Source organism: Mycobacterium sp. 1164966.3 (assembly GCF_001665395.1).
In the GTDB taxonomy this organism is placed as follows: domain Bacteria; phylum Actinomycetota; class Actinomycetes; order Mycobacteriales; family Mycobacteriaceae; genus Mycobacterium.
Map to the genome: position 1 here is coordinate 46,631 of NZ_LZSG01000019.1, position 22,865 is coordinate 69,495.

Here is a 22,865-nt window from a genome sequence, read left to right on the forward strand (position 1 = left end):
GCGTCTTACTCTTTCTCCCTAGTCCGCCGGGACCACGATGATGGTGGCCGTCGTAGCTGTGTCAGTGGAGCCCTGCGCTCCACCGCCGCCGGTGGCCCGGACGCCGTTACTGACGGTGTGCACACCAGCGCCAGCAAAGGCGCGTCCAGCCAGACTCGCCGCGGCCATCTCACCGAACAGAGCACCTTGCGGTGCAGCCGAAACTGCCGGCACAGCACTCAAACTCGCACTCGGCAGGACCGAGGCGAACGTCTTCAGCACCGGGGCGGCCGCCACCCAGCCTTGCGGAACCGAAAGCGAGCCGACCAGGGTCGCTCGGCCCATGGATCCCGACACCGCTCCCGCTCCCGAGTTCGGTATGACCGAGGACACGTAGCCGCCCCGTAAGGGTGAAAGCGCCCCGACGGAACCCTTGTCGTTGAGCAGTGCGGCAACGCCCGGCGCGTTTTGCGACAGACCGAGTAACTGAAGTGAAAAAAGCCACCAGCCGCCGCCCAAAACGAACGGAACCATTGGGCTGTAAGCACCGGTGATGGCTTGGAAAATGGAGCGGAATTCTGCCGAGATCGGATAGAGGAAGTCGATGACCGACGCGGCCGGCGTCGCCGCCAAGGGGGCTGCCGTCCCCAACCCTTGCAGCGCACCGGGAACCAACGTGACCAGCTGAGACAGCTCTGTCGAGATGTTCGACGCAGGTGAGGCGGCGGCTTGCGCAACGGCAGCAGCTTGGCCGGCCACGGCTCCCGGCGCAGTGGTCGGCGGCGGTTCGGAGAAAGGTGTCAGCTGGGCGGCTACCGCCGACGAGGCGGCGTAGGCGTACATCGCCGCGGCATCCTGCGCCCACATCTCGGCATACAGCGCTTCGCAAGCCGCAATCGCCGCGGTGTTCTGGCCCAGAAAGTTGGTAGCGATCAATGTCATCAACAGTGTGCGGTTGGCTGCAATCACCGGCGGGGGCACCGTGGCCGCGAACGCCGTCTCGTATGCGACGGCGGCGACCTTGGCCTGCATTCCCGCCTGCTCCGCTTGCATTGCCGTCGCCGTCATCCACGCCACATAGGGTGCCGCCGCAGCCGTCATCGCGATCGACGCCGGGCCCTGCCAGGACCCGACGGTCATCCCCTCGATCGTCGAGCCGTAGGACGCTGCGTGCGAATGCAATTGGGCCGCCAGTACGTCCCAGGCCGCCGCAGCGGCCAACATCGGCCCCGCCCCCGGACCGGCGTACATTCGCCCCGAGTTGATCTCGGGTGGCAGCACCCCGAAATCCACAAACACGCCCATTACCCCCAGTTCCGTTACCGCGCTGCGAGCGCGTGAACCGCCTCGGCGGCCGCAGGCCAAGCCGAATCGGCCATCGTCCGCTCGTGAACGACGCCCACCTGCGCGGAGGTCTGGGTCGAAATCTGTTCGACGGGAACGAAATTCGCTCCGAGATCACAAGCACCTGCGACCGCGGGTCGGGTGGCGACCGCCGACCCGATCCTCGCCGGGTTGCCGGCGGCTGCCAGCGACTCCGGCTGCTCGGTCACAAATGACATGGACTTCCTCCCTGACGACCACGTGTTGGCAACGTGTCGGCGGCCTTGTTCAGCTACCGCACGTATTTCAGCGGGTCTTAGATGGCCGCCATGGTAATCACGGGTCTGCACGCTTGCCGGTGACGCAGTGCAGTTCATATGAAATCCATCGGATTCGCCGGTGATTGGCTGCTTGTCCGGCGAGCAATGCCCGATTCGGCGTCGTCCGATCATCTACTGCATTGGCAGGGAAACACCAGCTAGAGGGCTTTTAGCGCCTGCGAGGATGGGCGTTTGGCGCAATTGTTGGGGCGGGGCCGGTCAGCACTACAAGTGCGCTGGTTCCGCAAATTCGTGAGTGGCTTGTTTCAGCGCATGTGTCAGCAGACCCGCTGCGCATAAATCGTTCCGGAAACCGGCAACACCGACGAATGTTGATATGTGCTATTAATCGCTTCGTCAAATATGCGCTTTGCCGTGGATTGTTGTCGCCCCGCAACGTTTATCAGCAGATTATTTGAATTCTATATGTGTGTGGGCCCCGGATTGACTGGGGCTCGCAGCACATCGAATGCGCGCGCAACGTCGCGTCTGGTCCGTCCGACACCGCAACCGCCAAACGAAAATCGAAAGCGACCATCTGTCAATGGGATTCAGCCCGCAGCGACGGCTAAGCCTTGGACAGCTGATGGGGACAGTAGAACTTCGCCGCGAGCACGGCGAACGTGCTGGCGTGCTCCATGGTGATGGCCGGATTGCGGACCTTCAGGTCGTGAATCAACTCCAGCCCGGATTCGCCGCTGTCCAGACACGTGCACACCGCTTTGGCCGACGCGATAGCTTGATCGGGACTGTTGAAGCCAATGTCGTTGTCGCGCAGGGCTGCGATGAAGCCCCTGTCGTCAGCGACGCCGTACTCCTGCGGTTCGCCATACGCCGGTGCGGCCACGCCGATCGCGACGGCGATGCCGAATAGAGCCAGCAGCATTCTCATGGAGCACCATCCTGTTCGCGTTGTGATGATTGCTGTCTCCTGAATAGCCTGGTAGGCAATGTTTTTCGCATGACCTATCCCAACTGGGCGTCCGACGGCACCACCTTGGGTTTGCCCTTGGTCAGATGCACCGCGTGGATGCCCGGTTTCCGCGCCAGTTGCTCGAGCAGGCTGTCGAGGCCCTCCTCGTCGACGTTGTGGTGCTGCACGCTTTCCGGTTTCTCCGCGATCTGGGCAACCATTCGTTTCAGCTTTTCCGGCGAGGTGCTGTCTTTGAGGTCTTTTACCGGGGTGAGACGGCCTCGAACGCCGATGCCCCCAGCGGCGCTGGGAGCACCCGCGCCGAGGGCGCTGCCCAACATGCCTGCCATGGACATCGAGCTGAACACGCTTGCCTCGCCGAGCGCGGCGGCGGGCACCGCGTCCGGGCCGGCGGCAGACAACGCGGCGGCGACCATCCTGACGCCCGGGGTGGCCGTGGCCCAGCTCGGCGGAACGGTCAACTTCCCGACCAAAACACCACGTCCCCAATCCGCCTGTACCGGGCTGGTGGCGCTCGTCAGCCAGCCGCGGCCCCAGTGCGGCGTAAGCCCGCCGGCCAAGGCGTCTTTGGGAAGGTCGCCGAACGCGGTCGCGTGCGGAGCGAACTTCAAAAACTGCGAGGCGGGGAAGTTCACGAGCAGCCCGATGTCGTTGAAGCCGGTGGTAAAGCTGAGCGGCGTCTTGACCGCGTTGTAAAGGGCTTCGTACCAGGCGGAACCGTTTGGCCCCAATACCGTGTTGAGCAAACCTCGCATCGTGTCCGTGTACTCGGTGCTGAGGTTTGCTCCCATTTGCAACAGGTCCGACCCCGGGCTGGTGGCGGCCGCCAGCGACGACACCGCCGACTGTGCACTGCCGGCCGAGGTGCCGGCCGCTGAACTCACCGCCGCCGACTGGCTGAGCAAGCCGCCCGCGTTGGTGATCTGCGGCGGCTGACTGAACGGCGTCACCTGACTGGCGGTCAACGAGGAACTCGAGTAGCTGTCCATCGCCACGGCGTCCTGGGCCCACATCTCGCCGTATTGGGCTTCGGCGGCTGCGATCGCCGCCGTGTTCTGCCCGAAGATGTTGGTGGCCACCAACTGTGCCAGCAAATTGCGGTTGGCCGCGATCTCCACCGGCGGTACATGCGCGGCAAACGCCGTCTCGTAGGCGGCCGCCGCCGCGGTGGCCGAACTCGCGGCCTCGACGGCCTGCGCGGCGGTGTTCTGCATCCAGGCCAGGTAGGGCGTGACCGCGGCCGCCATGCTCACTGACGAGGGACCCATCCACGGCCCGCTGGACAACGCATCGATCACCGCGGAATAGGAGGCCACCGTCGACTGCAATTCGGTGGCCAGCCCGCTCCAGGCGGCCGCGGCGGCCCTCATCGAGCCCGATCCCGGGCCGCTGTACATCCGCCCGGAGTTGAATTCCGGTGGAAACGCCGCATAAAACATGTCGATCCCCCGGTCAGTCCTCGAGCGCCGGAATCACGAAGATCGTCGCCGCCGCAGGATCGGCCTCGATGGCCGCGCTGAGCGAACGAGCCGTCGCTGCGCCGCCTCCGGAGCCGAACGCGGCAGCACCGAGACCGCGTCCGGCAAGGCTGGACAACGCCATCTGGCCGAAGACGCTGCCCTCGCCCGCGAGTGCGGCTTCCGGTGCTGCTGCCAAGTTCGCCGGTAGCACCGAAGCGAGCGTTCTGATCTCCGGGGCGGCTTGAGTCCACCCCTGGGGCACCGACAAGCTTCCGACCAGCGCCGATCGGCCCATGGACCCTGACACCGGAGCGCCGGTTAGGCTCGCCGCGGGCACGTGCGGCGCCAGCTCGGTAGCCAGCGGGGCCAACGCCCCGCTAATGGGTTTGGGCGGCGTGAAGTATGCCTGGAGACCCTGGCCGTTTTGGGCGTAGGCGTACATCTGCCCGAACGACAGGAACGGCCCGCCGGGTATCGAAGTGAGCCCTTGCAGGGAGTACGGCCCCGACGCGATCGTCGACATGATCGTGTTCCAGTTGGTGAGCTCCGTCGGCACAGCCGGCAGATTGAAGATCGGCGTGGTGCCCGACTCCAGGCCGGAGAAGATGTTGCCCGCGGTTGCGGTCGGCGTTGTCGGCGAGAACGTGGCATTCGCCAGGTTTTGCAGAACTCCCGGCAGACCGTTGATCAAGCCGCTCTGGGCGCTGGCTTGAGACACCGCCGCCGATTGCAGGGAAGTCCCCTCGGCATTGGTGGTCTGGGGCGGCTCGGTGAAGGGCGTCAGCTGCGCAGCGGACGCCGAGGAGCCGGCGTAGGCATACATGGCGGCGGCGTCTTGTGCCCACATCTCCATGTAGTGGGCTTCGGTGGCCATGATCGCCGGAGTGTTCTGCCCCAGGATGTTGGTGGCGATCAGCGACATCAACAATGCGCGGTTGGCCGCGATCACGGGCGGTGGCACCGTCGCCGCGAACGCCGTCTCATACGCGGCGGCGGCGAGTTTGGCCTGGGTACCGGCCAATTCGGCCTGGGCGCCGGTAGCGTTGATCCACGCCACATACGGCATGGCCGCCGCGGCCATGGTGATCGAGCTGGGCCCGGTCCAGGGTCCCCCGGTCAGGCCTTCGATCGTCGCCCCATATGCGGCTGCCGTGGACTGTAACTCGGCGGCCAATTCATCCCATGCCGCCGAGGCAGCCAGCATCGGTCCGGCCCCCGGACCGGCATACATGCGCCCTGAATTGATCTCCGGCGGAAGCGCCCCGAAGTCTATAAACACCCCCGGTACCTCCGGCCCTCACGTCGCGGCGACCGCGTTGGCGGCCTCGGTGGCCGCATATGACGCAGAGCTGGCCGTCAAGGTCGCGACGAACTGCTCGTGAATCGCCGCGGCCTGCGTAGCCATCGCTTGATACACCTGCGCGTGCGCGACGAACTGCGCGGCGGTAAGCGCCGAAACCTCGTCGGCGGCGGCCGGGACGACGCCGGTCGTCGGGGCGGCTGCGGCCGCGCTTCCGGACGTCATCACCGATCCGATACCCGCCAGGTTGCCGGCGGCTGCTGCCAGCGCTTCGGGCTGTGTCGTCACAAAAGACATGGGCGCCTCGCTATAACTATGTCGCTAGGAAACTGTTTTCGGCATTCGTTGTATGCGGCCGGGGAATTGCCCCTGCTTCCTTAGATGGCCGCCATGGCCATCAGGATCCACTCACTTTTTGCCGGCAAATCCGCGCACCGCATATGAAGTGCGCCAGATCGGCCAGTTATTCGGTACTGGTACAGGCCACTCTCAATACAGTGACCATCGTGATCGGAAGTTATGCACAGGGCGTTCCCGCCAGGTAATCACGGTGTAAATAAGACATTCGGAGCTTGGCACGGCGCGTGTGAGATTTGCTTTGCAGTTAACCCTGCGAGTTGCTGTTCTAGCAGTTCATCGCCATAAATCAGAGGGCACAGCAATACGTTATCTAGTCAGCGTAAAACGGCACATCAGCTCCGGCAATGAGACACACGTCACGGGTATCTGCTGAACTCACCGCGCGCGAAATGGCTCAGCCCGAGAATAATTGGACCGGCGTGTCGCAGCTGGCGCGCACTCCGCATATGTTTATCTGAAACATTAAACTGTCATCGACAGGGTTGCCCGTAAGACAGACAAAGGTCGCGGCGCAGCCATTCATTCGACCCGCGCCGCATCGACAAACAATCGCCATGCGATTTCTTGAGCGTAAGTAAGCTCGGCCGTCAATAAGCTGATTCCCAGCTGTTGATCTCCTGTGAGCAGCAACGAATTCGCACGCCGCGGCTAGCCGTCAACCGTTGTGCTATCCCGCCGCCGGCGGACGTGCGACGAAGGTCGGGCGGAAGCCGTATTGGGGTACGGCGCGACCCAATCCCTGGCCGCCGAAGTTGCCGAACGGCACCGGCGGCATGCCCGCCGCCACCGCGGGTGACGGGGCGATCATCGGAGTGCCCCCGAGCGCCGACGCCAGCGGGCCGCCCACGGGTGCGGGACCGGTCCAGCTGGGCGGCACCGACAACGGGCCGACCAGCGAGGCCCCGCCCAGGTTCGCTGCCACCGAACCGCCAGCCGCCCCGAGGTTGCCCAGCGAACCCGCTGCGCCGCCGATCGCGCCTTCGGCGCCCGCGGCGGCGGCCCCGGCAGCTTCTCCGGCCTCCTGAGCGGCTTGTCCCCCGGCCAGTCCCATGAAGTCGGCCGCGGTGCCCATCCAGTTGCCCGGCATATAGAAGCCGGACGAGAAGATGGTGTTCCAGATGTTGGCGTTGGGTCCCCATGCGGTCCAGAAGTTGTCGAGCGCGGTGTTACCCGAGGATCCCCCCAGCAGCATGCTGAGAAGATCCCCAGACCCCGTCGTCGGCGTGGCTGACGAGAGAGGCGAGGCCATTCCCTGCAGTGTGCCCGGGACCGTCGAAAGCACTTGTGACAGCGTGCCTTGCTGCGTGCCGGCCGGCGTGGCCGCCGCCTGGACCAGCGCCGCTGATTGCGCGGTCAGCCCGCTGGGACTGGTGGTCTGTTGCGGCTCGGCGAACGGGCTGACCTGGCTGGCCATCGCCGACGAGGCCGCGTATCCGTACATCGCGGCGGCGTCCTGGGCCCACATCTCCGCGTACTGAGCCTCGGTGGCCGCGATGGCCGCAGTGTTCTGACCGAGGATGTTGGTGGCAACAAGCGCCGCCAGCTGAGCGCGGTTGGCCGCGATCGCCGGCGGCGGCACCGTGGCAGCGAAGGCGGCCTCAAAAGCCCCGGCGGCGGCCTCAGCCTGCGCGCCGGTCTGCTCGGCCTGTAGGGCGGTGGTGCCCATCCACGTCATATACGGCGTGGCAGCGGCCGTCATCGATGCCGACGCCGGACCGTGCCAGCCTTCGCTGGTGAGGCCGGTGAGGACGGAGTCGTAAATCAATGCGGTGGAACGTAATTCGGCCGCCAGTCCTTTCCACGCCGACGCGGCGGCCAGCATCGGGGCCGAACCCGGTCCGGTGTACATCCGCGCCGAGTTGACCTCGGGCGGAAGCATCGCGAAATCCAGTGTCATGGTTGATCTCCCGTTCAGCGGGTGGCGATGGTGTTGATGGCTTCGGTAGCCGCGTAGGAAAGGCCGCTGGAACGCAGCATCTCGACAAACATCTCGTGAATTGCCGTGGCTTGAGCGCTGACCGCCTGGTACATCGCACCGTGAGCGCTGAATTGCGCTGCTGTCAGGGCGGATACCTCATCGGCAGCGGCGGGGAACAGTCCCGTCGTCACAGCCGCCGCGGCAGTGTTCTGCGCGGCCATGATTGATCCGGCCGCGTTCAAGTGGCCGGCGGCCGCGGCCAGTGCTTCTGGTTGCGCAATTACGAACGACATCGGGCTTCTCCTCATCTTCAGAGACCGAACCCGGGCGTGGTGGCTGAGTCCTTCTTGCGCTGGCCGCATTTCACCAGCACGTGTCCGCGCGGCGGAGACGTGCGGTCTGCGGCGTGAGCCGAATCAGACTGCTGAGAGGGTGCCGGGGTTGGATCGCAACGAAATGGTCATCGATCTGGAATACGGACTATCACCGGGACTCATTTCGCTCTCACCTCCTCACGGCCAGGGCATACGGGGATGCCACATGTCGCACACAAGGATGAGGGCCCAGCAAGAACGCTGGGCACGGCACCCCTCTCGTCAGAGCTTTGGCACCACACGGCGTATCCGGTTGGATCGCAACCGGAAGCCACTTGGGCTCAACCCTTCAGCCGGGAGGAGCTGTCCTGACCCTGGGCGTCTCTCGACGTTCGAGGTCAGTGGCCTGTATCCGTGTAGACGCCTCACCTAGCGAGGTGCATACCTAGGAAATGTTGGCACTCACAACCGTGTGAGTCAACCCAACGTGCCCCTTATTGCAACAAAGTTGCACCTGACTTCGGCCAATCGTCACATGTGACACTCGGGCACCAGGAAAGAACGATGTTGGCGCTCGCTTCGGACGTGGTAAGAGCTTTTGGTGTGAACGGTGGGCGCTCGGTGTGAGCGTGGCGGCGGAATCGGCCGGTGAATCTCCGCCCAGGCTGCAGACACAGCCGGGTGTCGGCGGAAACTCCTCGCTGTGAAATTCACTGTGGGGAAACCCAATTCGCGCCTGGCGAGCCCGCAGCCACCGGGCCGGGCTACTCGGTCTTCTTCTCGGCGACCGCGGCGCTGAGGCCTTCGGCCAAGTCCTCGCGAGTCAGCTCCTTGAAGCGGAGCAACTGGTCCTCGCTGAACTCGGTCAGATCGCTGGCCAGCACCGCGTCCAGGTCCTCGTCGTCCAACCGGGCGCTGCGGTGATCGCGCGCCTTTTCGACGACATTGCGCACGAAACCGGCGTTGCCGAGTAGGTCGATGCCGCGGATCAGGTCACCGTCTTCGGAGTAGCTTTGTTCGTTGTAGAACCTCGTGTACGAAGGCAACAACACCTGCGCCTCTTCGTCGGTGATGACGTCTTCGTTCTCCCGCCCCATCAATTTGGTCAGCGCGATCAGCTCGTCCGGTGTATAGCTGTAGAACTCGATGACCGTTGAAAAGCGCCGTCGCAGACCCTGATTCACCTCGAGCATCTTTTCCATCGCCTTGGCATAACCGGCTCCGAACACCACCAGCTCGTCGCGATGATTCTCCATGTACAGCAGCAGCGTGTTGATGATCGCGTTGCCGTAGGGGTCGCCCTGGGAGTAGCCCTTCTCGTGCAGGGTGTGCATCTCGTCGAAGAAGACCGCCCCGCCCAACGCCCCTTCGAGCATCTCCTCGGTGTTCTTCTCCGCGTCGGCCATATAGCGGCCCAAGAGCTTGGTGCGGCTGGTTTCCACCACCATCGGCTTGCGCAGCACGGTCAACCCGCACAGCTGTTTGGTGAACGCGCGTGCCACCGACGTCTTGCCGGTACCCGGCGGGCCCAACAGCAGGGTATGGCGGGAGGTGACCGGCACCGGAAGCCCCATCTTGGCCCGCGCCAAGTTCACCTTGGTCGTCGACTTGATGAGCTTGATTTCCTTTTTGGCCTGATCCATGCCGAGCATCGCGTTGAGCTCGGCGTCACCCTCCGCCAGATACTTCGCGGCTGCTTCGGCATGCCGGGCGGCCTCGGTCTGAGCACGGGTCGGCGCGCTGTCCGGGTCCCAGGGATCGGTGCGGGCCTCGATCGTTTCCGGGTCGGTCATCACCAGCCGGAAGGTGGGATTGTCCAATGCCTCCCGGGCCGGGGTGAACTTCGGGTCCCGGGAATACACGCGGCGCAACAGCTCGACAGCCTCGTCCTCGCGGCCCATATGCCGCAAGCACATGCCCTGGGTGTACAGGGCGATGTTGGCCGCGCCCGGCACCCGGTCCCCCTCGATGGCGTCCTGAGCGCGACGGTAGGCCTCCTCGAAGACGCCCAGCGATGCCAGCGCCGTCGTGGCCATCGCCGCGCCCGCGGCTTTCAGCTCGGGATGACGCCATACCGTCGCATCCGGGAACTGCGCGAGCACGTCCGGCCAGCGTTTGGTGCGGAAGTACAGCACGCCGCGGGCATAGCTGACCAGCTCGGCGTCGAAGGGATGTCGCGGCTCGATGTTGTCCAGCAGCTCGGCCGCCTCCTGGTACCGCTTGGCTTCGGCCAACGTGACGGCATATGCGCAGGCCAGCGAATCGACGCTGGTTACCGCCAGCCGCAGGAACAGTCCGTCGGAGACCTCGGGACGAAACTGCAGGTCCGTGACACCAAGCCGACGGGTCTCCCACCCGAACGTCCTAACCGCCGCCCACGCGCCGGCCAGCACTTCCATGCCCTGCTCGCCGGCGAACACTCGCGCCAGCCAGGCGTCGCACATCGCTGGATCGAGGTTGCTGGCGGTGGTGAACATCTGCAACGCCACCTGCGGGTTGTGACTGGGCTGCAATCCGTTGACAGAGATCCCGGATGCCAGCAATCCGGCGACCATCGCATTGCGGGCGTCTTCGGCGGTCGACTGCGGGCGGCTCATCGCCCTGCAGGCAAGCTCGTTGAGCTTTCCTGCGGCTGACCAAGTTCGAACAGCAACTCGTCATGGTCGTACAAGCCCCGGCTGGGCAGGTCCAGCCGGGCCCGCAGCGAAGGGGTTGGGAGGCTGGCGCGCACCGCGGCCAACTGACGGCCAGTGAGCCGGTTGAGGCCCGCCGCCAGCTTTCTGGGCAGCTTGCCGTCGGTGTGGTAGCGCACCCAGGCCGAGACCTGAGGTTGGCCGCCGCGACTGGTGAGCCGGATCGTGATCACCGTCGCCTCGGTGTCTGCCTGCCACAGCTCGTCCAACGTCTCTGCGTTGATGTCCGACGGCGTCACCCAGAAGCTGGTGGTGTACCCGTTGAAGTGTTTCAGGTGACGCCACCCGGGCCTGCTCCATGTCGGCTCCAGATCGGCCAGCACGGCGCTGTCGACCTCAGCGAGCTCGTCGGCGGTCAGGGGGCGAGCCGCGCAACTTTGCCCGTCGAGATCCTGGGCGAGCCGCTCGGTGGCCGCTACTAACGTCGAAGCCAGCGAATCGCGCACCGCGACGGCGGCCACGTTGCGCTGTGGGTCCATCCGCAACACCAGCCAGGTGCTGCGCTGGTACGAGCGGGGCCGGTCGTTGAGCTCCTCCCACTGTTCGGGGCCCCAGTCGTCGAGCTTGGACAACTCTGCCGCGTTGCCGCCCTGACGTACTTTCACCGAAACGATGTCGACGCTGTCGAGGTGGATGTCGAATTGGCGCAGCCCATCGGCAACCGCGTCCACCGGCAGGGTGTCTGTCGAGGGTCCGGCCGACGGCGACGTCCGATGACGATGGCGCCCGGGGGCTTCCTCCTCGTTGCCGCCGACCGCGATCACCGTGAGCAGCCGGCCCTGGTACTCGCGCACTCCGACCGTGTCGCGCCCGAAGCGGCGCTGGTGATCGATCGCGGGTGTACACCCGGCCGCCAGCGCGGTGCCCGGGTCGGCTGACCAGTCCCACACCCAGGTGGCCAATCCTGACGCCACCGTGATGCCGCGGTAGGTGACCAGCGCCAGCAATGCCACCAAGACCGCCAGACCGACACCCACCCACCACGCCACGTGATGTTCGCCCTGCCATGCCTTCGGACAATGGCTGGCCAGCAGCAAGATCGCTACATCCACGACAAACACCGTGGTGAGCCGCGGCCATGACAAAGCCAGTCCCAACCTGCGCTGAGCCTTCATTGTTGCTCCGCCCCTACTGCTGCTTCCGCGATCGTCGCATCAACGATGCCGTACCGAATATCGCGCCACCTATCAACAACGCCCCGGTCAATCCCCCGGCCGCCACCCACACCGGCACCATATCCCGACGAGCGGGCGGGGTCGGCACGTTCATCGGCGTCGATAGCTTCGTCGGCGGCTTCGGTGGCCCTTCGGGCACATCCCAGGTCAGTGCTGCCACCGGATCGACGACACCGTGGCCCACTTGGTTGTCCACACCCCGAGCGGGTGCCCGGGCCGTGCGGACCAGCCGGTTGACGACTTGGTATGCGGTCAGCTGGGGGAATCTGGAGCGGACCAGCGCAGCCACCCCGGACACAATCGCGGCGGAAAAGCTGGTGCCCGACGGCACCAGCAACGAGTTGTCCGGACCGTCTATCGCGTTGATCAGACCGTCGTCGCGAGGCGAGAGTCCGATGACATCGGTTCCCGGTGCCGCGATCGAGACCCACGGGCCGGCGATGCTCGACTGGCCCATCGGCGCGCCGTTGGAATCCACCGCCCCGACCGTGAGGACATAGTCGCTGAACCACGACGGCGTGACGACGGTGGTGACACCGCTCCAGCCGCGAGGATCCTTGGGCTGCAATGGATCGTAGAGCGGATTCTGCTTGCAGTCCTTCTTGTTGCTGTCGCCGGCCGCCGCCACGATGACGGCGTTTTTGTCGACTGCCGCGTAGTGCACGGCAGCGCCCAAGACGCGCTGGTCGACGATGTTGCGCGCGCTCATGCAGGTCACGTCGGAGATGTTGATCACCGACGCGCCCATGTTCGCTGCATGCACGATCGCGCGCGCCATGGTCTGGACGTTGTCGATCTTCTGCACCGTTTGCGGATCCTCGTCGCCGGTGTAGGGATCCTTCAGGCCGAATGCGTTGCTGGACTGGCGGATTGCGATTATCTCCGCTTCCGGGGCGATTCCGCTGAAAGCGTCCGGCGCGGACTGCGCTGGAGGCGGGGGCGCCGGCGGCGGTGGCTTGGGCGCGGGATCCAGCGGGCGGGGACCACCGACGCTGACCACTCGCCCACCGCCGGAGTAGGCCGGGACCGTCACCGTGCCGCCGCCGTGATTGGCGGACGGCGCCTGCCCCGGCAGGCCGGGGAGGCCCGGCGCGCCCGGATTTCCAGCTCCCGGCCCGCCACCTCCCGGACCGCCACCTGCCGGACCGCCTTCCGACGGCGAGGGCGGCGGCGCGGGGACCATTGTCACGGTCTGAGGCAGCGGCGACAGCGTAACCGTCTGTGGCGGTGGCGCTTTCGGCGGTGGTTCGGTGGTGGGGATAGTGACGGGCTTGCGCGGTGCCGCCGGGGGGCCGGCCGCGCCGTTCGCCGGCGCGGCACCGATCATCGACGCCACTATGGTGCCGTGGGCGTCGCAGTCGGACAATCCGTCGCCGCCCGCCATCACGTAGTCACCACCGGGAATCAGGTGCGCGAATCTGGGGTGCGGCGTCACACCGGTGTCGATGACGGCGACCTTCACCCCCGCGCCGCGGCCGAACTCCCAGGCCTCGGACAGGTTGAGCATCTCCATGTACTTGGGCTGCGACCGAAAGTCCGTTCCCGGCAGCACGCCGACCTCGGTGCAGTAAGAGTTTTGCTTCATCGGTGCGGCCGGTCCGGGCGGACCGTCCGGTGGCACCGCGCCGGGGTCGATTGGCGGGGGCGTCACCGCATAGACGGGCGGTAAGCCCGCCAATGCACCCGAAGTGAGCAGAATTGCGGCGGTGGTCGCTCGAGCCGCGCGGCCCCGCCATTTCCGCGCGCTAACGGTACCGGATTGCTGCATAGACATTCATCAACCACAGTGCCAATGGGAAAATTGGCATCAGGCAAAGGTATTCGATCCATTCCACGAATTTGCGGAACAGCGGGCTGTAGATGGTGTTGGGCACGACTGCCGCGGCCGTCATACCTGCCGTGGGCAGCAGCACCAGGATCGCCACCCCGATCGACAACGACAGCGGTGACGACAGCACCAGGATGTACCGGGTGACCACCGCGGCCACCACCAGCACGGCCGTCGCGGCCAGTGTGATCGCCTGCCAGCGGTCGACGTATGAGCGACCGCGCAACAGCAGGAAGCCCGCGATGAACCCGGTCAGAATGAGCGGGAGCCAGCGCTGGAAGGTACGCGGATCGCACAACGCGGTCAGTGAGACCACCGTCAATATGCCCAGTCCCACCAACAGGCCGGTCAGGAACGACCGCGCGCGCTCCGCCTGGAGGAGCACATCGCGCACCGAGGCCGGCCCTTCCAGGACCGGCGGACCGCCGCCGGAGCGCACCACGGTGGTGGGCAGGTCGGGCCGCGCCTCGAAAACCCATCGGCTGGTGGCCGACGGGAACACCGGCAGCCGGATGCCGGCCAACCGGCGGGCCAGCGACGGAGCGGCGTGATAGGCCACCACGCACGCCAGCGCCACGCAGGTGAGCAGTGTCACGGCACCGGTCATCGCGACCATTCGCGCCAGGCTCGCAAGCGTCGCCACCGCACTGACGGTGACGATCGCCGTGTACATGCCGAGCCGTCGACCGGTGAATCGCAGGGCCAGCATCGCCGCGACGGTGAGCACTCCGGAACCCAGCAGTGCGTGCGGGGACCCCAGCGGTCCCGGCGGGGCGGTGGCTGCGGCCACCGTCAACTCCGCGAGGGAGCTCATCAGCAGGATGTCGCCGACGCGTCGATCCTGGTCGGTCTTGGCCCGGATCAACAACAGCACTGAAACGGCCAGCGCCACCACCGCGATCGCGCTCGCGAACGCGGTTGGCAGCCAGGAGTGGTGGTGCCAGCGGTACCAGCTCAGCAGCGCTGCGGAAAGGCCCACCCCGATCGCCACCATCGACGCGCCGACCTGAACCGCGACTACCGGGTCGATCGCGGCGAAGCGCTTGCTCAGATTCGTCGAGACCGCGGTCGAGATGTGCTCGATCACCTGCGAGCGATGCTCGGTGTCTGCGATGAACCGAATCCACAGCCGGTCGCCGTCGTAGATGTCCTGCTCGGTCAGCGATTGAGTGGCGCGCAACGGCGTGCCGTCCACCAGACACAGCGCCCACCGGCCTCGCCCGGTGGTCTCCAGCGGGGCTTCGCCGAGTTCCCTGAGCCGACTGTTGACCACCTTCAGCAGCGGGTCGGTCATCAGCGAAACCGGGGCGTTCGCATCCAGCAAAACGCCTACTTGGACACCTTCGCCGGCCATGATGCCGACCACGACGGCCCGAGGTTGCGCAATACCCTCAATGTCAGCGTGTGGCGCGTCAGCTACCGCCGTCATCGCCGTGCACCCCCTGCCAATTCCGAATTCATGTGGCTCGCCTCGTGGTGAGTACTCGCCTCGCGGTGAGTAGATGTGGATATCTTTGGTGTCAACTTTGCTGCTGATTCTAGAGAAGTATGGCGCGTTCGCATCTCGAGAGCACTTTACGTTCGAACACGTTGTTGCACTCGGTATCTCGTTACGCGGCTGTTAAACCCGCCGATGTGTTTTCCACTCGCCGTACGGCAATGTGTCCAAAACCGTTTTTACACCTACCTGCACGAGCTGCGGGGTCGCCGGGCAGATGGCCAGCCAGGCCTCCCCTGATCCGGCCGTGCGGGCCTGCTGATAGAGCGCGATGCGGCCCCCCGAACCGTCCTTGAGCGACAGTACCGAGGCGCTTGGCCCCTTGGCGTCATCCCGGTACTGCCGTGCATAAACGGCGACCTCGGCTGCGGGGTCGGACAGCGCCTGCCCCAGTGCGGCGACGGTGGCTGCGCTGATGCCCATCCGCCGCAGATCGCCGCCGGAGAACACGTTGAATCCGGACTCCTGCCACGATTTCGTCGCCTCCAGCATTTCTTCCAGTGGCACGTTGACGGCGTTGATGGCTGCGGGTTCGGCGTGGTGGATCGATTCCAGGCCGTCCATCACCAGTGCCGCGATCGAGGCGCTGTCCGACACGGCGACGTCGTCGACCGTGATGTCGCTGCCAACTCGAACCGCGGATACCCAGTGCTGGCCGCGACGGGCCAGAACCACCCGGAACTCGTTGTCGGGGATGTCGCGTGAACCGGGCGGCTGGTTTTCGTCGTCCACGACGCCGTAAAGCAGTTTGCCGCGCGACAGCAGGGCGACGACCTCGAGGTCGGGTGCGGCGAGCACCCGCATCCGGGCGGCGACCTGCTCGTTCACCTCGTCGTTGACGACGATGCCCTGTTCGCGCATGACGGCCATCCCGGGATGTTCGTTCAGCCAGTCATTTGAATCGGTGGATACGTATGGCCGGCACCGGAGCTCCGGTGCTACATGCCTGATGTCCAGCAACGCCTGGAGCATCCAGAATCCGTCGACATTGACGGTGATATCGGTGCGGGTGCTCTGCTGATCCATCAGTTACCTCATTGAATTGCTCGGACACTGCAGGACGCGGCAGCACACCGGGATGGTGTGCTGCCGCGCCTGGTGTTGGTTGTTAGGCCCAGCTGGACCCGACGGCACTGTCCGTGCTGGCCATGTTGCTGCCGGCCGCCTGGACCTTTTGGCCGTGGGCGTTGGCCTGCTCGTAGATCACCTGGAAGTTGCGTCCCAACTGGGTGATGAACTCCTGGCAGGCCACCGAACCGGCACCACCCCAGAAGTCACCGGCAGCAAGCACATCGCGGACGATGGCCTGGTGCTCGGCTTCCAGTGAGGCAGCCTGGGCACGGATCAAGGCGCCGTGGGCATCCACATCGCCGAACTGGTAGTTAATTGTCATCTCGATGTTCTCCTAACGTCTGAAAGGGTAGGCAGCTTCGGCTGTTGCCGCTAGCTGCTAAGGATCTGCTGCGACGCCTGCTCTTGCTGCTCGTAGTTGTTGGCGTCGCGGATCAAGCCGTCGCGCACACCGTGCAGCATGTTCACGATGTTGCGGAAGGCCGTGTTCATCTGACCCATGGTGTCGTAGGAGGTCGCCTCGGCGGCACCGCTCCAGCCCGCACCCGAGATGTTCTGCGACGACGCCCACATCCGGCGAGCCTCGTCCTCAACTGTCTGGGCGTGGGTCTCGAAACGCCCCGCCATCGCCCGCATCGCGTGCGGGTCGGTCATAAAGCGCGTTGCCATATGAATTACTCCTCAGTCAATAGTTGCTTGGAATTGTCGTGCTGGAAGGCGACGGCTGGGCCGACTGCGCGATGACGCAACCGCCCAACCGCAAACTAACTACGCTCCCCTTTCTGTCAGCCGCCGGTGCCACCGGCCGTTCCAACACGGTCAAGCAGACCGTCCCGGGCGCTTCCATCGCCGGGCAGTCGATCCCCGAGATCACCGACTGCCTGGGGGTTGCCGTCGCAACCCTTGCCTCGCCGGCCTGGTCTAGCCGGCAGCGGCTGCATTGGCGGCCTCAGTGGCCGCATACGAACCGGAACTTGTCGTCAGGGTGTTCACGAACGACTCGTGAATCGCGGCGGCTTGCGCGCTGACCGCCTGGTACATCTGCGCGTGCGCGGCGAACTGGGCCGCCGTCAGCGCCGACACTTCGTCAGCGGCAGCGGGGACCACCCCGGTCGTCGGGGCCGCCGCAGCCGCGTTCTGTGCGTTCATGGCGGAACCGATGCCCTGCAGGCTTCCGGCCGCCGCAGCCAGGGCTTCTGGCTGCGTGGTCACGAACGACATGTTGCTTCCTCCTCATTCGTCAGCAACCGCTCTCCCCCAAGAGAGTAGATGACTCCGCGGTCCGAGGTCGTTTTCGGCGCCGCCAATCGGCAAGTGTTCACCAGCCGGTACGGCGAATTCACTTTCGGTAACGCCACAGTAACAGTGCTCCGCCTGGATCGCGGCCCGCTCGCGACCCCGATAACGAGATCTTTACAGTGCATACGGCCAGCTCCGTGGGTTCTGGTGGGATAAAAATCGCGTCGCCGGCTAACTCCCGCCGGTTAGGCCCGGCGGTGGGCACAGCGTCGTCGCGGGTCCCATTGCCGCCAGGCGCGCGCGGGCCCATCCCGGCGGGCGAAGTCGCCGCGTGCGCGGTGACCGCTGTGGTCACCGCAGCAACTGCCGGTGCGGGGTCATCCGGCGAAGGGTGGGCGCGCCATGACGGTGGGCCGGAAGCCGTACCGCGGACCGCTGTTGGCGCCGGCGCCCCCGCCGACACCCGCGAGCGGCATTCCCCCCAGCAGGTTTCCCGCTCCCGATTCGGGCGCCGCGCTGATCGTGCTGATAGGTAGCGGCGCGGCATGGCTCGGCGCCGCGACGGGCGGGGACCAGGTGGTCGGGACCGATAGCTTGCCGACCGACGCCGCCTGGCCCATTCCCGCGGCCACTCCCTGGCCACCGCCGCCCAGCAGTCCTCCCAAACCGCCTAAACCTTTCCCGGCAGCTGCGCCCGCGGCTTCCGCCCCGGCTTTCGCGGCGGCCGCCGGGGCCAGCCCCTTGCTGATGGACAGCATGGTGTTTGCCATACCGGTCGAGAAATATGGCATGCCCAGCACGTTATAAGCGGGACCGGCAAAGTTCCTGAAGGCGGTGATGAACCACTGCGGGTTCACCGTGCTGTTCCCGCCGATCCCGGTGAGGATCGAACCGAGTATTGAGTTCGGGTCGACCGTGAACCCGTTTGAGGTTCCCGTGATCCCGGTCCCGGTCAGCGACAGACCCTGCAGCACGTCACTCACAGAAGACGTCGTCTGCGCGGACGTGCCCGCCGAAGTACTGGCGGCCTTCGTGACCGCGGCGGATTGCAGCGCCTGCCCGGCGGGGTTGGTCGTTTGGGACGGCGAGGCGAACGTCGTCAGCTTCGTGGCGGTCGCCGAGTTGGCGGCGTAGCTGTACATGGCCGACGCGTCTTGGGCCCACATTTCGCCGTACTGCGCCTCGAGCGCCGCAATGGCGTTTGTGTTCTGACCAATGACGTTCGTAGCCATCAACTGCGACAGCTCGGCACGGTTTGCCGCGATCAGCGGGGGCGGTACTGTCGCCGCGAACGCGTTCTCATATGCGGCTGCCGCGGCGCTGGCCTGGCTGGCTGCCTCCTGGGCTTGAGCGGCGGTCGTGTTCATCCAGGTGACATAGGAGTTCGCCGCCTCAGCCATTGCACCCGACGCCGGACCCAGCCACTCGTCGTCGGTCAGCGTGGTCACCGCCGCTTCGTAGGCCGTTGCGGCCGAAGACAGCTCTGCGGCCAACCCGTTCCACGCGGCGGCGGCCGCGACCATGGGGGACGAGCCAGGCCCCGAATACATCCGCAAGGAGTTGATCTCCGGCGGTAATGCCCCGTAATCCATCCCCAGTCCTTACCTGGCCGCCACCGCGTTGGCCGCCTCAGTGAATGCATACGACCCTGCGCTGGTGCGCAGCGTGTTGACGAACATCTCGTGAATGGCCTGTGCCTGGGCGCTGACCGCTTGGAACATCTGGGCGTGCGCGGCGAACTGGGCCGCCGTCAGCGCCGACACCTCGTCGGCAGCCGCCGGAATCACGCCTGTCGTCGGCACTGCCGCAGCCGCGTTCTGGGCGCTCACTGCCGAGCCGATACCTTGCAAACTCGCGGCAGCCGCCGCCAATGCCTCCGGTTGCGCCGTCACAAACGACATCTGATTTCCTCCCTCGATGGGCTAGTAATTCAATCACCTTCAGCGAAAGTCATTCTGTGGTCACGTTACTTCGCTTGCACCGAACGGTGTTGCGCGCAATGCCAACTATTCATTCCCGGCCAACTACTGTTCATGTCCTGGTAAGCGGAATTCACCTGTAGTTCGCTCGCGAATTCCGTCGATGAAGTCATTGCTTGCCAACACATCGGACAACCCGCCGGCCCATAAAATTTGGTTGAAATTAACCTCCTCTTATCCTGCGGATGGTGATCGGGTGAGCACGTTGTAGCGGAAGCCGTATTTGGTGACGTAGCCGGCGCTGCGCCGGCCGGTTCCGGCGCCGGATAGCGGTATTCCGCGCAGCAGGCCCGATGTTCCGGCATTGGAGGCGGTGGCGGCGTTGATGCTGCTGATGGGTGCGGGTTCGGCGACCGGGCTGATTTCTGCGATGGGTGTGGCGGCGGTCCAGGTTTGGGGCACCGACAAGGCACCGACACGGGCGGCCTGGCCCCAGTTGGCAGCCACCGGGGCGCCCCAGGCGCCGATGGCACCTGGCGGCGGCAGTGCTCCACCGAGCGCGGGGCTAGGAGCAGGAGCGCCGGGCAGCATTCCAGCGCTCCACCCCAGCAGCGAATTAACCGACCCCACGGAGCCGTAGGCAAAATAGGTCTCCGCGGTCCACATGCCCGACGATGCGCCGAAGACGGTGGCGATCAGCCCGTTGGGGCCGACGACCCAGTCCGGCAGCTTCGAGGCTGTGGCGGCGCCGGTCGCCGCCCCGGTGGTGCCGGTCGCCGCTGTGGTCGCCGCTGAGACCGTCGAGGCGGTGTTCCCTGCCGGGGTGGCTGCCGCCTGATTGACCGCCGCGGCCTGGGCGGCCACGCCTTCGGCACTGACGGTGTTCGGTGGCGGCACGAACGGACTCAATACCGAGGCGGTCGCCGAGGCGGCCGCGTAGCCATACATCGCGGCGGCGTCTTGGGCCCACATCTCGGCGTAGTGGGCCTCGGTGGCCGCGATGGCGGCGGTGTTCTGCCCGAAGAAATTCGTGGCGATCAACGCCATCAGCAGCGCGCGGTTGGCCGCGATCACCGGAGGGGGCACCGTCATCGCAAACGCCGCCTCATAGGCCGCCGCGGCCGCGCGCGCCTGCATGGCGGTCTCCTCGGCTTCGGCGGCGGTGGCGCTCATCCAGGCCACATATGGTGCTGCCACGGCCAGCATCGCGGTCGAGGCCGGCCCCACCCACGGCGCGCTGGTCAGCTCGGTGACTATTGAGCCGTAGCCGCGGGCGGCGGTGTCCCATTCGGCGGCCAGACCGTCCCAGCCCGCCGCGGCCGCCAACATCGGCCCCGCCCCCGGACCGGCATACATCCGCCCCGAATTGACCTCCGGCGGTAACGCCCCGAAGTCGAACACTATCCTCCCCCAGCTGTTGCGTGTGGCCCCGTCGCCGACCACGGGACGGTCAGGGAAACGTCACGAAGAGTCCCCGGCTCGTCCATCTCACTTCGGCGCGAACAACTTTCGGAAGCACACCGCACCGCCGGTTTAGCCACTCGCAGAACCGATGCCCGAAACTTCAGCGGCAACAGCACTTCTCGTCCCCACTAAACGGCGCACTCTGTCTCAACAACCCCTTAGCGTCAGCAACATCGCTGGTTATGAATACTAGATCGCCATAGCGCTATACGCGGGTTCCCACACCTCGCAAGCTTTGGCGGAGAAGGTTTTTCCGTTTCCGCCAGGCTTGGCGCGATCCGGACCACGTCTCTCGTTTACCTGCGACAACACCCCGGATGAAAGGCGGTGTTCACTTTCTGGCAACCACGCATTCCATCACTGTTGTCCACATCTGCGGATAAAATCTGGCCGTAATTAATCCCTCGCGAGTGCGACCGCGCCGGCTGAGCTCCCTACAGATCTGTCGAGGGGTACGCCGCAGGGCGGCGTCGTGCTATCCGGCGGATGGTGATCGGGTGAGCACGTTGTAGCGGAAGCCGTATTTGGTGACGTAGCCGGCGCTGCGCCGGCCGGTTCCGGCGCCGGATAGCGGTATTCCGCGCAGCAGGCCCGATGTTCCGGCATTGGAGGCGGTGGCGGCGTTGATGCTGCTGATGGGTGCGGGTTCGGCGACCGGGCTGATTTCTGCGATGGGTGTGGCGGCGGTCCAGGTTTGGGGCACCGACAAGGCACCGACACGGGCGGCCTGGCCCCAGTTGGCAGCCACCGGGGCGCCCCAGGCGCCGATGGCACCTGGCGGCGGCAGTGCTCCACCGAGCGCGGGGCTAGGAGCAGGAGCGCCGGGCAGCATTCCAGCGCTCCACCCCAGCAGCGAATTAACCGACCCCACGGAGCCGTAGGCAAAATAGGTCTCCGCGGTCCACATGCCCGACGATGCGCCGAAGACGGTGGCGATCAGCCCGTTGGGGCCGACGACCCAGTCCGGCAGCTTCGAGGCTGTGGCGGCGCCGGTCGCCGCCCCGGTGGTGCCGGTCGCCGCTGTGGTCGCCGCTGAGACCGTCGAGGCGGTGTTCCCTGCCGGGGTGGCTGCCGCCTGATTGACCGCCGCGGCCTGGGCGGCCACGCCTTCGGCACTGACGGTGTTCGGTGGCGGCACGAACGGACTCAATACCGAGGCGGTCGCCGAGGCGGCCGCGTAGCCATACATCGCGGCGGCGTCTTGGGCCCACATCTCGGCGTAGTGGGCCTCGGTGGCCGCGATCGCCGCGGTGTTCTGCCCGAAGAAATTGGTCGCGATCAACGCCATCAGCAGCGCGCGGTTGGCCGCGATCACCGGAGGGGGCACCGTCATCGCAAACGCCGCCTCATAGGCCGCCGCGGCCGCGCGCGCCTGCATGGCGGTCTCCTCGGCTTCGGCGGCGGTGGCGCTCATCCAGGCCACATATGGTGCTGCCACGGCCAGCATCGCGGTCGAGGCCGGCCCCACCCACGGCGCGCTGGTCAGCTCGGTGACTATTGAGCCGTAGCCGCGGGCGGCGGTGTCCCATTCGGCGGCCAGACCGTCCCAGCCCGCCGCGGCCGCCAACATCGGCCCCGCCCCCGGACCGGCATACATCCGCCCCGAATTGACCTCCGGCGGTAACACCCCGAAGTCGAACAACGCCCCTCCTTAACTGGCCAACATCACAGTGGCCGCCTCTGCCGCCGCATCCGGTGCTTGCGGCATGGCGAAGCGGTCACAAATGGTTTTCGGTAACGCGACGGCGCCATCAGCATTTCTGCGTCGCACGAACGAAATGCGCATTCTGCCTCGATAATCCGCGTCCACAACATCGTTCGATAGCGAGATTAGAGGGCTGTTGCGCGCAACGCCGCGCGCAACGCCAACTATTCATTCATGGCTAATTTCGGGCTAACCGGTGTTCATCCCGAGGTCACCGCGGCTTTACGCAGCTCGGCTGCTCAAGTCATTTTCCAGCCGCATGACCATTTGGCGACAGCAGGTCGACCGGTGCATTTGTCGGCTGCCGGAAAGGAGACATTAACCCGCAGTTTGCTTAAAATATGGACGCAATTAAGAAATGTGTA

General features: G+C 65.8%; 20 protein-coding genes and 1 riboswitch. All 20 genes read right to left on the bottom strand.

Annotation, left to right across the window (positions count from 1 at the left end):
- Positions 1-18: 18 nt before the first annotated feature.
- The 20 genes from A9W99_RS06575 to A9W99_RS06670 all read right to left on the bottom strand — a co-directional run bounded on the left by A9W99_RS06575 (position 19) and on the right by A9W99_RS06670 (position 22,437).
- On the bottom strand, positions 19-1,272 hold the full coding sequence (locus A9W99_RS06575; RefSeq protein WP_156622982.1) for a PPE family protein: 1,254 nt from the start codon (positions 1,270-1,272) through the stop codon (positions 19-21).
- A 26-nt stretch (positions 1,273-1,298) separates the two neighbouring features.
- Complete coding sequence (locus A9W99_RS06580; RefSeq protein WP_067375031.1) at positions 1,299-1,541, bottom strand: hypothetical protein; 243 nt, start codon at positions 1,539-1,541, stop codon at positions 1,299-1,301.
- A gap of 649 nt (positions 1,542-2,190) precedes the next feature.
- Positions 2,191-2,514: a DUF732 domain-containing protein gene (locus A9W99_RS06585; RefSeq protein WP_067375033.1), complete on the bottom strand. Its 324-nt coding sequence runs from the start codon at positions 2,512-2,514 to the stop codon at positions 2,191-2,193.
- 74 nt (positions 2,515-2,588) lie between these two features.
- Entirely contained in the window at positions 2,589-3,995 is a 1,407-nt protein-coding gene (locus A9W99_RS06590) for a PPE family protein (RefSeq protein ID WP_067375035.1), read from the bottom strand.
- A gap of 13 nt (positions 3,996-4,008) precedes the next feature.
- Complete coding sequence (locus tag A9W99_RS06595; RefSeq protein WP_067375037.1) at positions 4,009-5,247, bottom strand: PPE family protein; 1,239 nt, start codon at positions 5,245-5,247, stop codon at positions 4,009-4,011.
- 66 nt (positions 5,248-5,313) lie between these two features.
- Entirely contained in the window at positions 5,314-5,613 is a 300-nt protein-coding gene (locus A9W99_RS06600; protein WP_067375039.1) for a PE family protein, read from the bottom strand.
- Between the two features lie 730 nt (positions 5,614-6,343).
- The gene (locus A9W99_RS06605; protein ID WP_067375040.1) at positions 6,344-7,573 is read right to left on the bottom strand and encodes a PPE family protein; all 1,230 of its coding nucleotides are present in this window, start codon (positions 7,571-7,573) and stop codon (positions 6,344-6,346) included.
- Between the two features lie 14 nt (positions 7,574-7,587).
- Entirely contained in the window at positions 7,588-7,887 is a 300-nt protein-coding gene (locus A9W99_RS06610; protein ID WP_067375042.1) for a PE family protein, read from the bottom strand.
- Positions 7,888-8,175: 288 nt separating this feature from the next.
- Positions 8,176-8,352, bottom strand: a riboswitch (M-box (ykoK) riboswitch).
- Positions 8,353-8,672: 320 nt separating this feature from the next.
- The gene (gene eccA, locus A9W99_RS06615) at positions 8,673-10,505 is read right to left on the bottom strand and encodes a type VII secretion AAA-ATPase EccA (RefSeq protein WP_067375045.1); all 1,833 of its coding nucleotides are present in this window, start codon (positions 10,503-10,505) and stop codon (positions 8,673-8,675) included.
- Positions 10,502-11,716 carry a type VII secretion protein EccE gene (gene eccE, locus A9W99_RS06620; RefSeq protein WP_067375047.1) on the bottom strand — a complete coding sequence of 405 codons (1,215 nt, stop codon included), beginning with the start codon at positions 11,714-11,716 and terminating at the stop codon, positions 10,502-10,504. Before eccE ends, eccA begins: the two co-directional genes overlap by 4 nt.
- A gap of 13 nt (positions 11,717-11,729) precedes the next feature.
- The gene (gene mycP / locus A9W99_RS06625) at positions 11,730-13,544 is read right to left on the bottom strand and encodes a type VII secretion-associated serine protease mycosin (RefSeq protein WP_067375048.1); all 1,815 of its coding nucleotides are present in this window, start codon (positions 13,542-13,544) and stop codon (positions 11,730-11,732) included.
- The gene (gene eccD / locus A9W99_RS06630) at positions 13,522-15,033 is read right to left on the bottom strand and encodes a type VII secretion integral membrane protein EccD (RefSeq protein WP_067375050.1); all 1,512 of its coding nucleotides are present in this window, start codon (positions 15,031-15,033) and stop codon (positions 13,522-13,524) included. Before eccD ends, mycP begins: the two co-directional genes overlap by 23 nt.
- 192 nt (positions 15,034-15,225) lie before the next feature.
- Entirely contained in the window at positions 15,226-16,128 is a 903-nt protein-coding gene (locus A9W99_RS06635; protein ID WP_067375051.1) for an ESX secretion-associated protein EspG, read from the bottom strand.
- 82 nt (positions 16,129-16,210) lie between these two features.
- Positions 16,211-16,495, bottom strand: coding sequence for a WXG100 family type VII secretion target (locus tag A9W99_RS06640; RefSeq protein ID WP_067375055.1), 285 nt, complete (start codon positions 16,493-16,495; stop codon positions 16,211-16,213).
- A 50-nt stretch (positions 16,496-16,545) separates the two neighbouring features.
- Positions 16,546-16,842, bottom strand: a complete 297-nt coding sequence (locus A9W99_RS06645) for a WXG100 family type VII secretion target (RefSeq protein ID WP_067375057.1) — start codon at positions 16,840-16,842, stop codon at positions 16,546-16,548.
- Positions 16,843-17,094: 252 nt separating this feature from the next.
- Positions 17,095-17,394: a PE family protein gene (locus A9W99_RS06650; RefSeq protein WP_067375059.1), complete on the bottom strand. Its 300-nt coding sequence runs from the start codon at positions 17,392-17,394 to the stop codon at positions 17,095-17,097.
- A gap of 395 nt (positions 17,395-17,789) precedes the next feature.
- The gene (locus A9W99_RS06655; protein WP_067375060.1) at positions 17,790-19,004 is read right to left on the bottom strand and encodes a PPE family protein; all 1,215 of its coding nucleotides are present in this window, start codon (positions 19,002-19,004) and stop codon (positions 17,790-17,792) included.
- 9 nt (positions 19,005-19,013) lie between these two features.
- Positions 19,014-19,313: a PE family protein gene (locus tag A9W99_RS06660; protein ID WP_067375062.1), complete on the bottom strand. Its 300-nt coding sequence runs from the start codon at positions 19,311-19,313 to the stop codon at positions 19,014-19,016.
- 252 nt (positions 19,314-19,565) lie between these two features.
- Positions 19,566-20,732: a PPE family protein gene (locus A9W99_RS06665; RefSeq protein WP_067375064.1), complete on the bottom strand. Its 1,167-nt coding sequence runs from the start codon at positions 20,730-20,732 to the stop codon at positions 19,566-19,568.
- A 538-nt stretch (positions 20,733-21,270) separates the two neighbouring features.
- Positions 21,271-22,437, bottom strand: a complete 1,167-nt coding sequence (locus tag A9W99_RS06670) for a PPE family protein (RefSeq protein ID WP_067375066.1) — start codon at positions 22,435-22,437, stop codon at positions 21,271-21,273.
- Between the last annotated feature and the right edge of the window lie 428 nt (positions 22,438-22,865).

Excerpts from the sequence above, each read along its gene's own strand:
- A9W99_RS06580 (WP_067375031.1), bottom strand. The coding sequence starts at position 1,541 with ATGTCATTTGTGACCGAGCAGCCGGAGTCGCTGGCAGCCGCCGGCAAC.
- A9W99_RS06585 (WP_067375033.1), bottom strand. The coding sequence starts at position 2,514 with ATGAGAATGCTGCTGGCTCTATTCGGCATCGCCGTCGCGATCGGCGTG.
- A9W99_RS06590 (WP_067375035.1), bottom strand. The coding sequence starts at position 3,995 with ATGTTTTATGCGGCGTTTCCACCGGAATTCAACTCCGGGCGGATGTAC.
- A9W99_RS06595 (WP_067375037.1), bottom strand. The coding sequence starts at position 5,247 with ATGTATGCCGGTCCGGGGGCCGGACCGATGCTGGCTGCCTCGGCGGCA.
- A9W99_RS06600 (WP_067375039.1), bottom strand. The coding sequence starts at position 5,613 with ATGTCTTTTGTGACGACACAGCCCGAAGCGCTGGCAGCAGCCGCCGGC.
- A9W99_RS06605 (WP_067375040.1), bottom strand. The coding sequence starts at position 7,573 with ATGACACTGGATTTCGCGATGCTTCCGCCCGAGGTCAACTCGGCGCGG.
- A9W99_RS06610 (WP_067375042.1), bottom strand. The coding sequence starts at position 7,887 with ATGTCGTTCGTAATTGCGCAACCAGAAGCACTGGCCGCGGCCGCCGGC.
- eccA (WP_067375045.1), bottom strand. The coding sequence starts at position 10,505 with ATGAGCCGCCCGCAGTCGACCGCCGAAGACGCCCGCAATGCGATGGTC.
- eccE (WP_067375047.1), bottom strand. The coding sequence starts at position 11,716 with ATGAAGGCTCAGCGCAGGTTGGGACTGGCTTTGTCATGGCCGCGGCTC.
- mycP (WP_067375048.1), bottom strand. The coding sequence starts at position 13,544 with ATGCAGCAATCCGGTACCGTTAGCGCGCGGAAATGGCGGGGCCGCGCG.
- eccD (WP_067375050.1), bottom strand. The coding sequence starts at position 15,033 with ATGACGGCGGTAGCTGACGCGCCACACGCTGACATTGAGGGTATTGCG.
- A9W99_RS06635 (WP_067375051.1), bottom strand. The coding sequence starts at position 16,128 with ATGGATCAGCAGAGCACCCGCACCGATATCACCGTCAATGTCGACGGA.
- A9W99_RS06640 (WP_067375055.1), bottom strand. The coding sequence starts at position 16,495 with ATGACAATTAACTACCAGTTCGGCGATGTGGATGCCCACGGCGCCTTG.
- A9W99_RS06645 (WP_067375057.1), bottom strand. The coding sequence starts at position 16,842 with ATGGCAACGCGCTTTATGACCGACCCGCACGCGATGCGGGCGATGGCG.
- A9W99_RS06650 (WP_067375059.1), bottom strand. The coding sequence starts at position 17,394 with ATGTCGTTCGTGACCACGCAGCCAGAAGCCCTGGCTGCGGCGGCCGGA.
- A9W99_RS06655 (WP_067375060.1), bottom strand. The coding sequence starts at position 19,004 with ATGGATTACGGGGCATTACCGCCGGAGATCAACTCCTTGCGGATGTAT.
- A9W99_RS06660 (WP_067375062.1), bottom strand. The coding sequence starts at position 19,313 with ATGTCGTTTGTGACGGCGCAACCGGAGGCATTGGCGGCGGCTGCCGCG.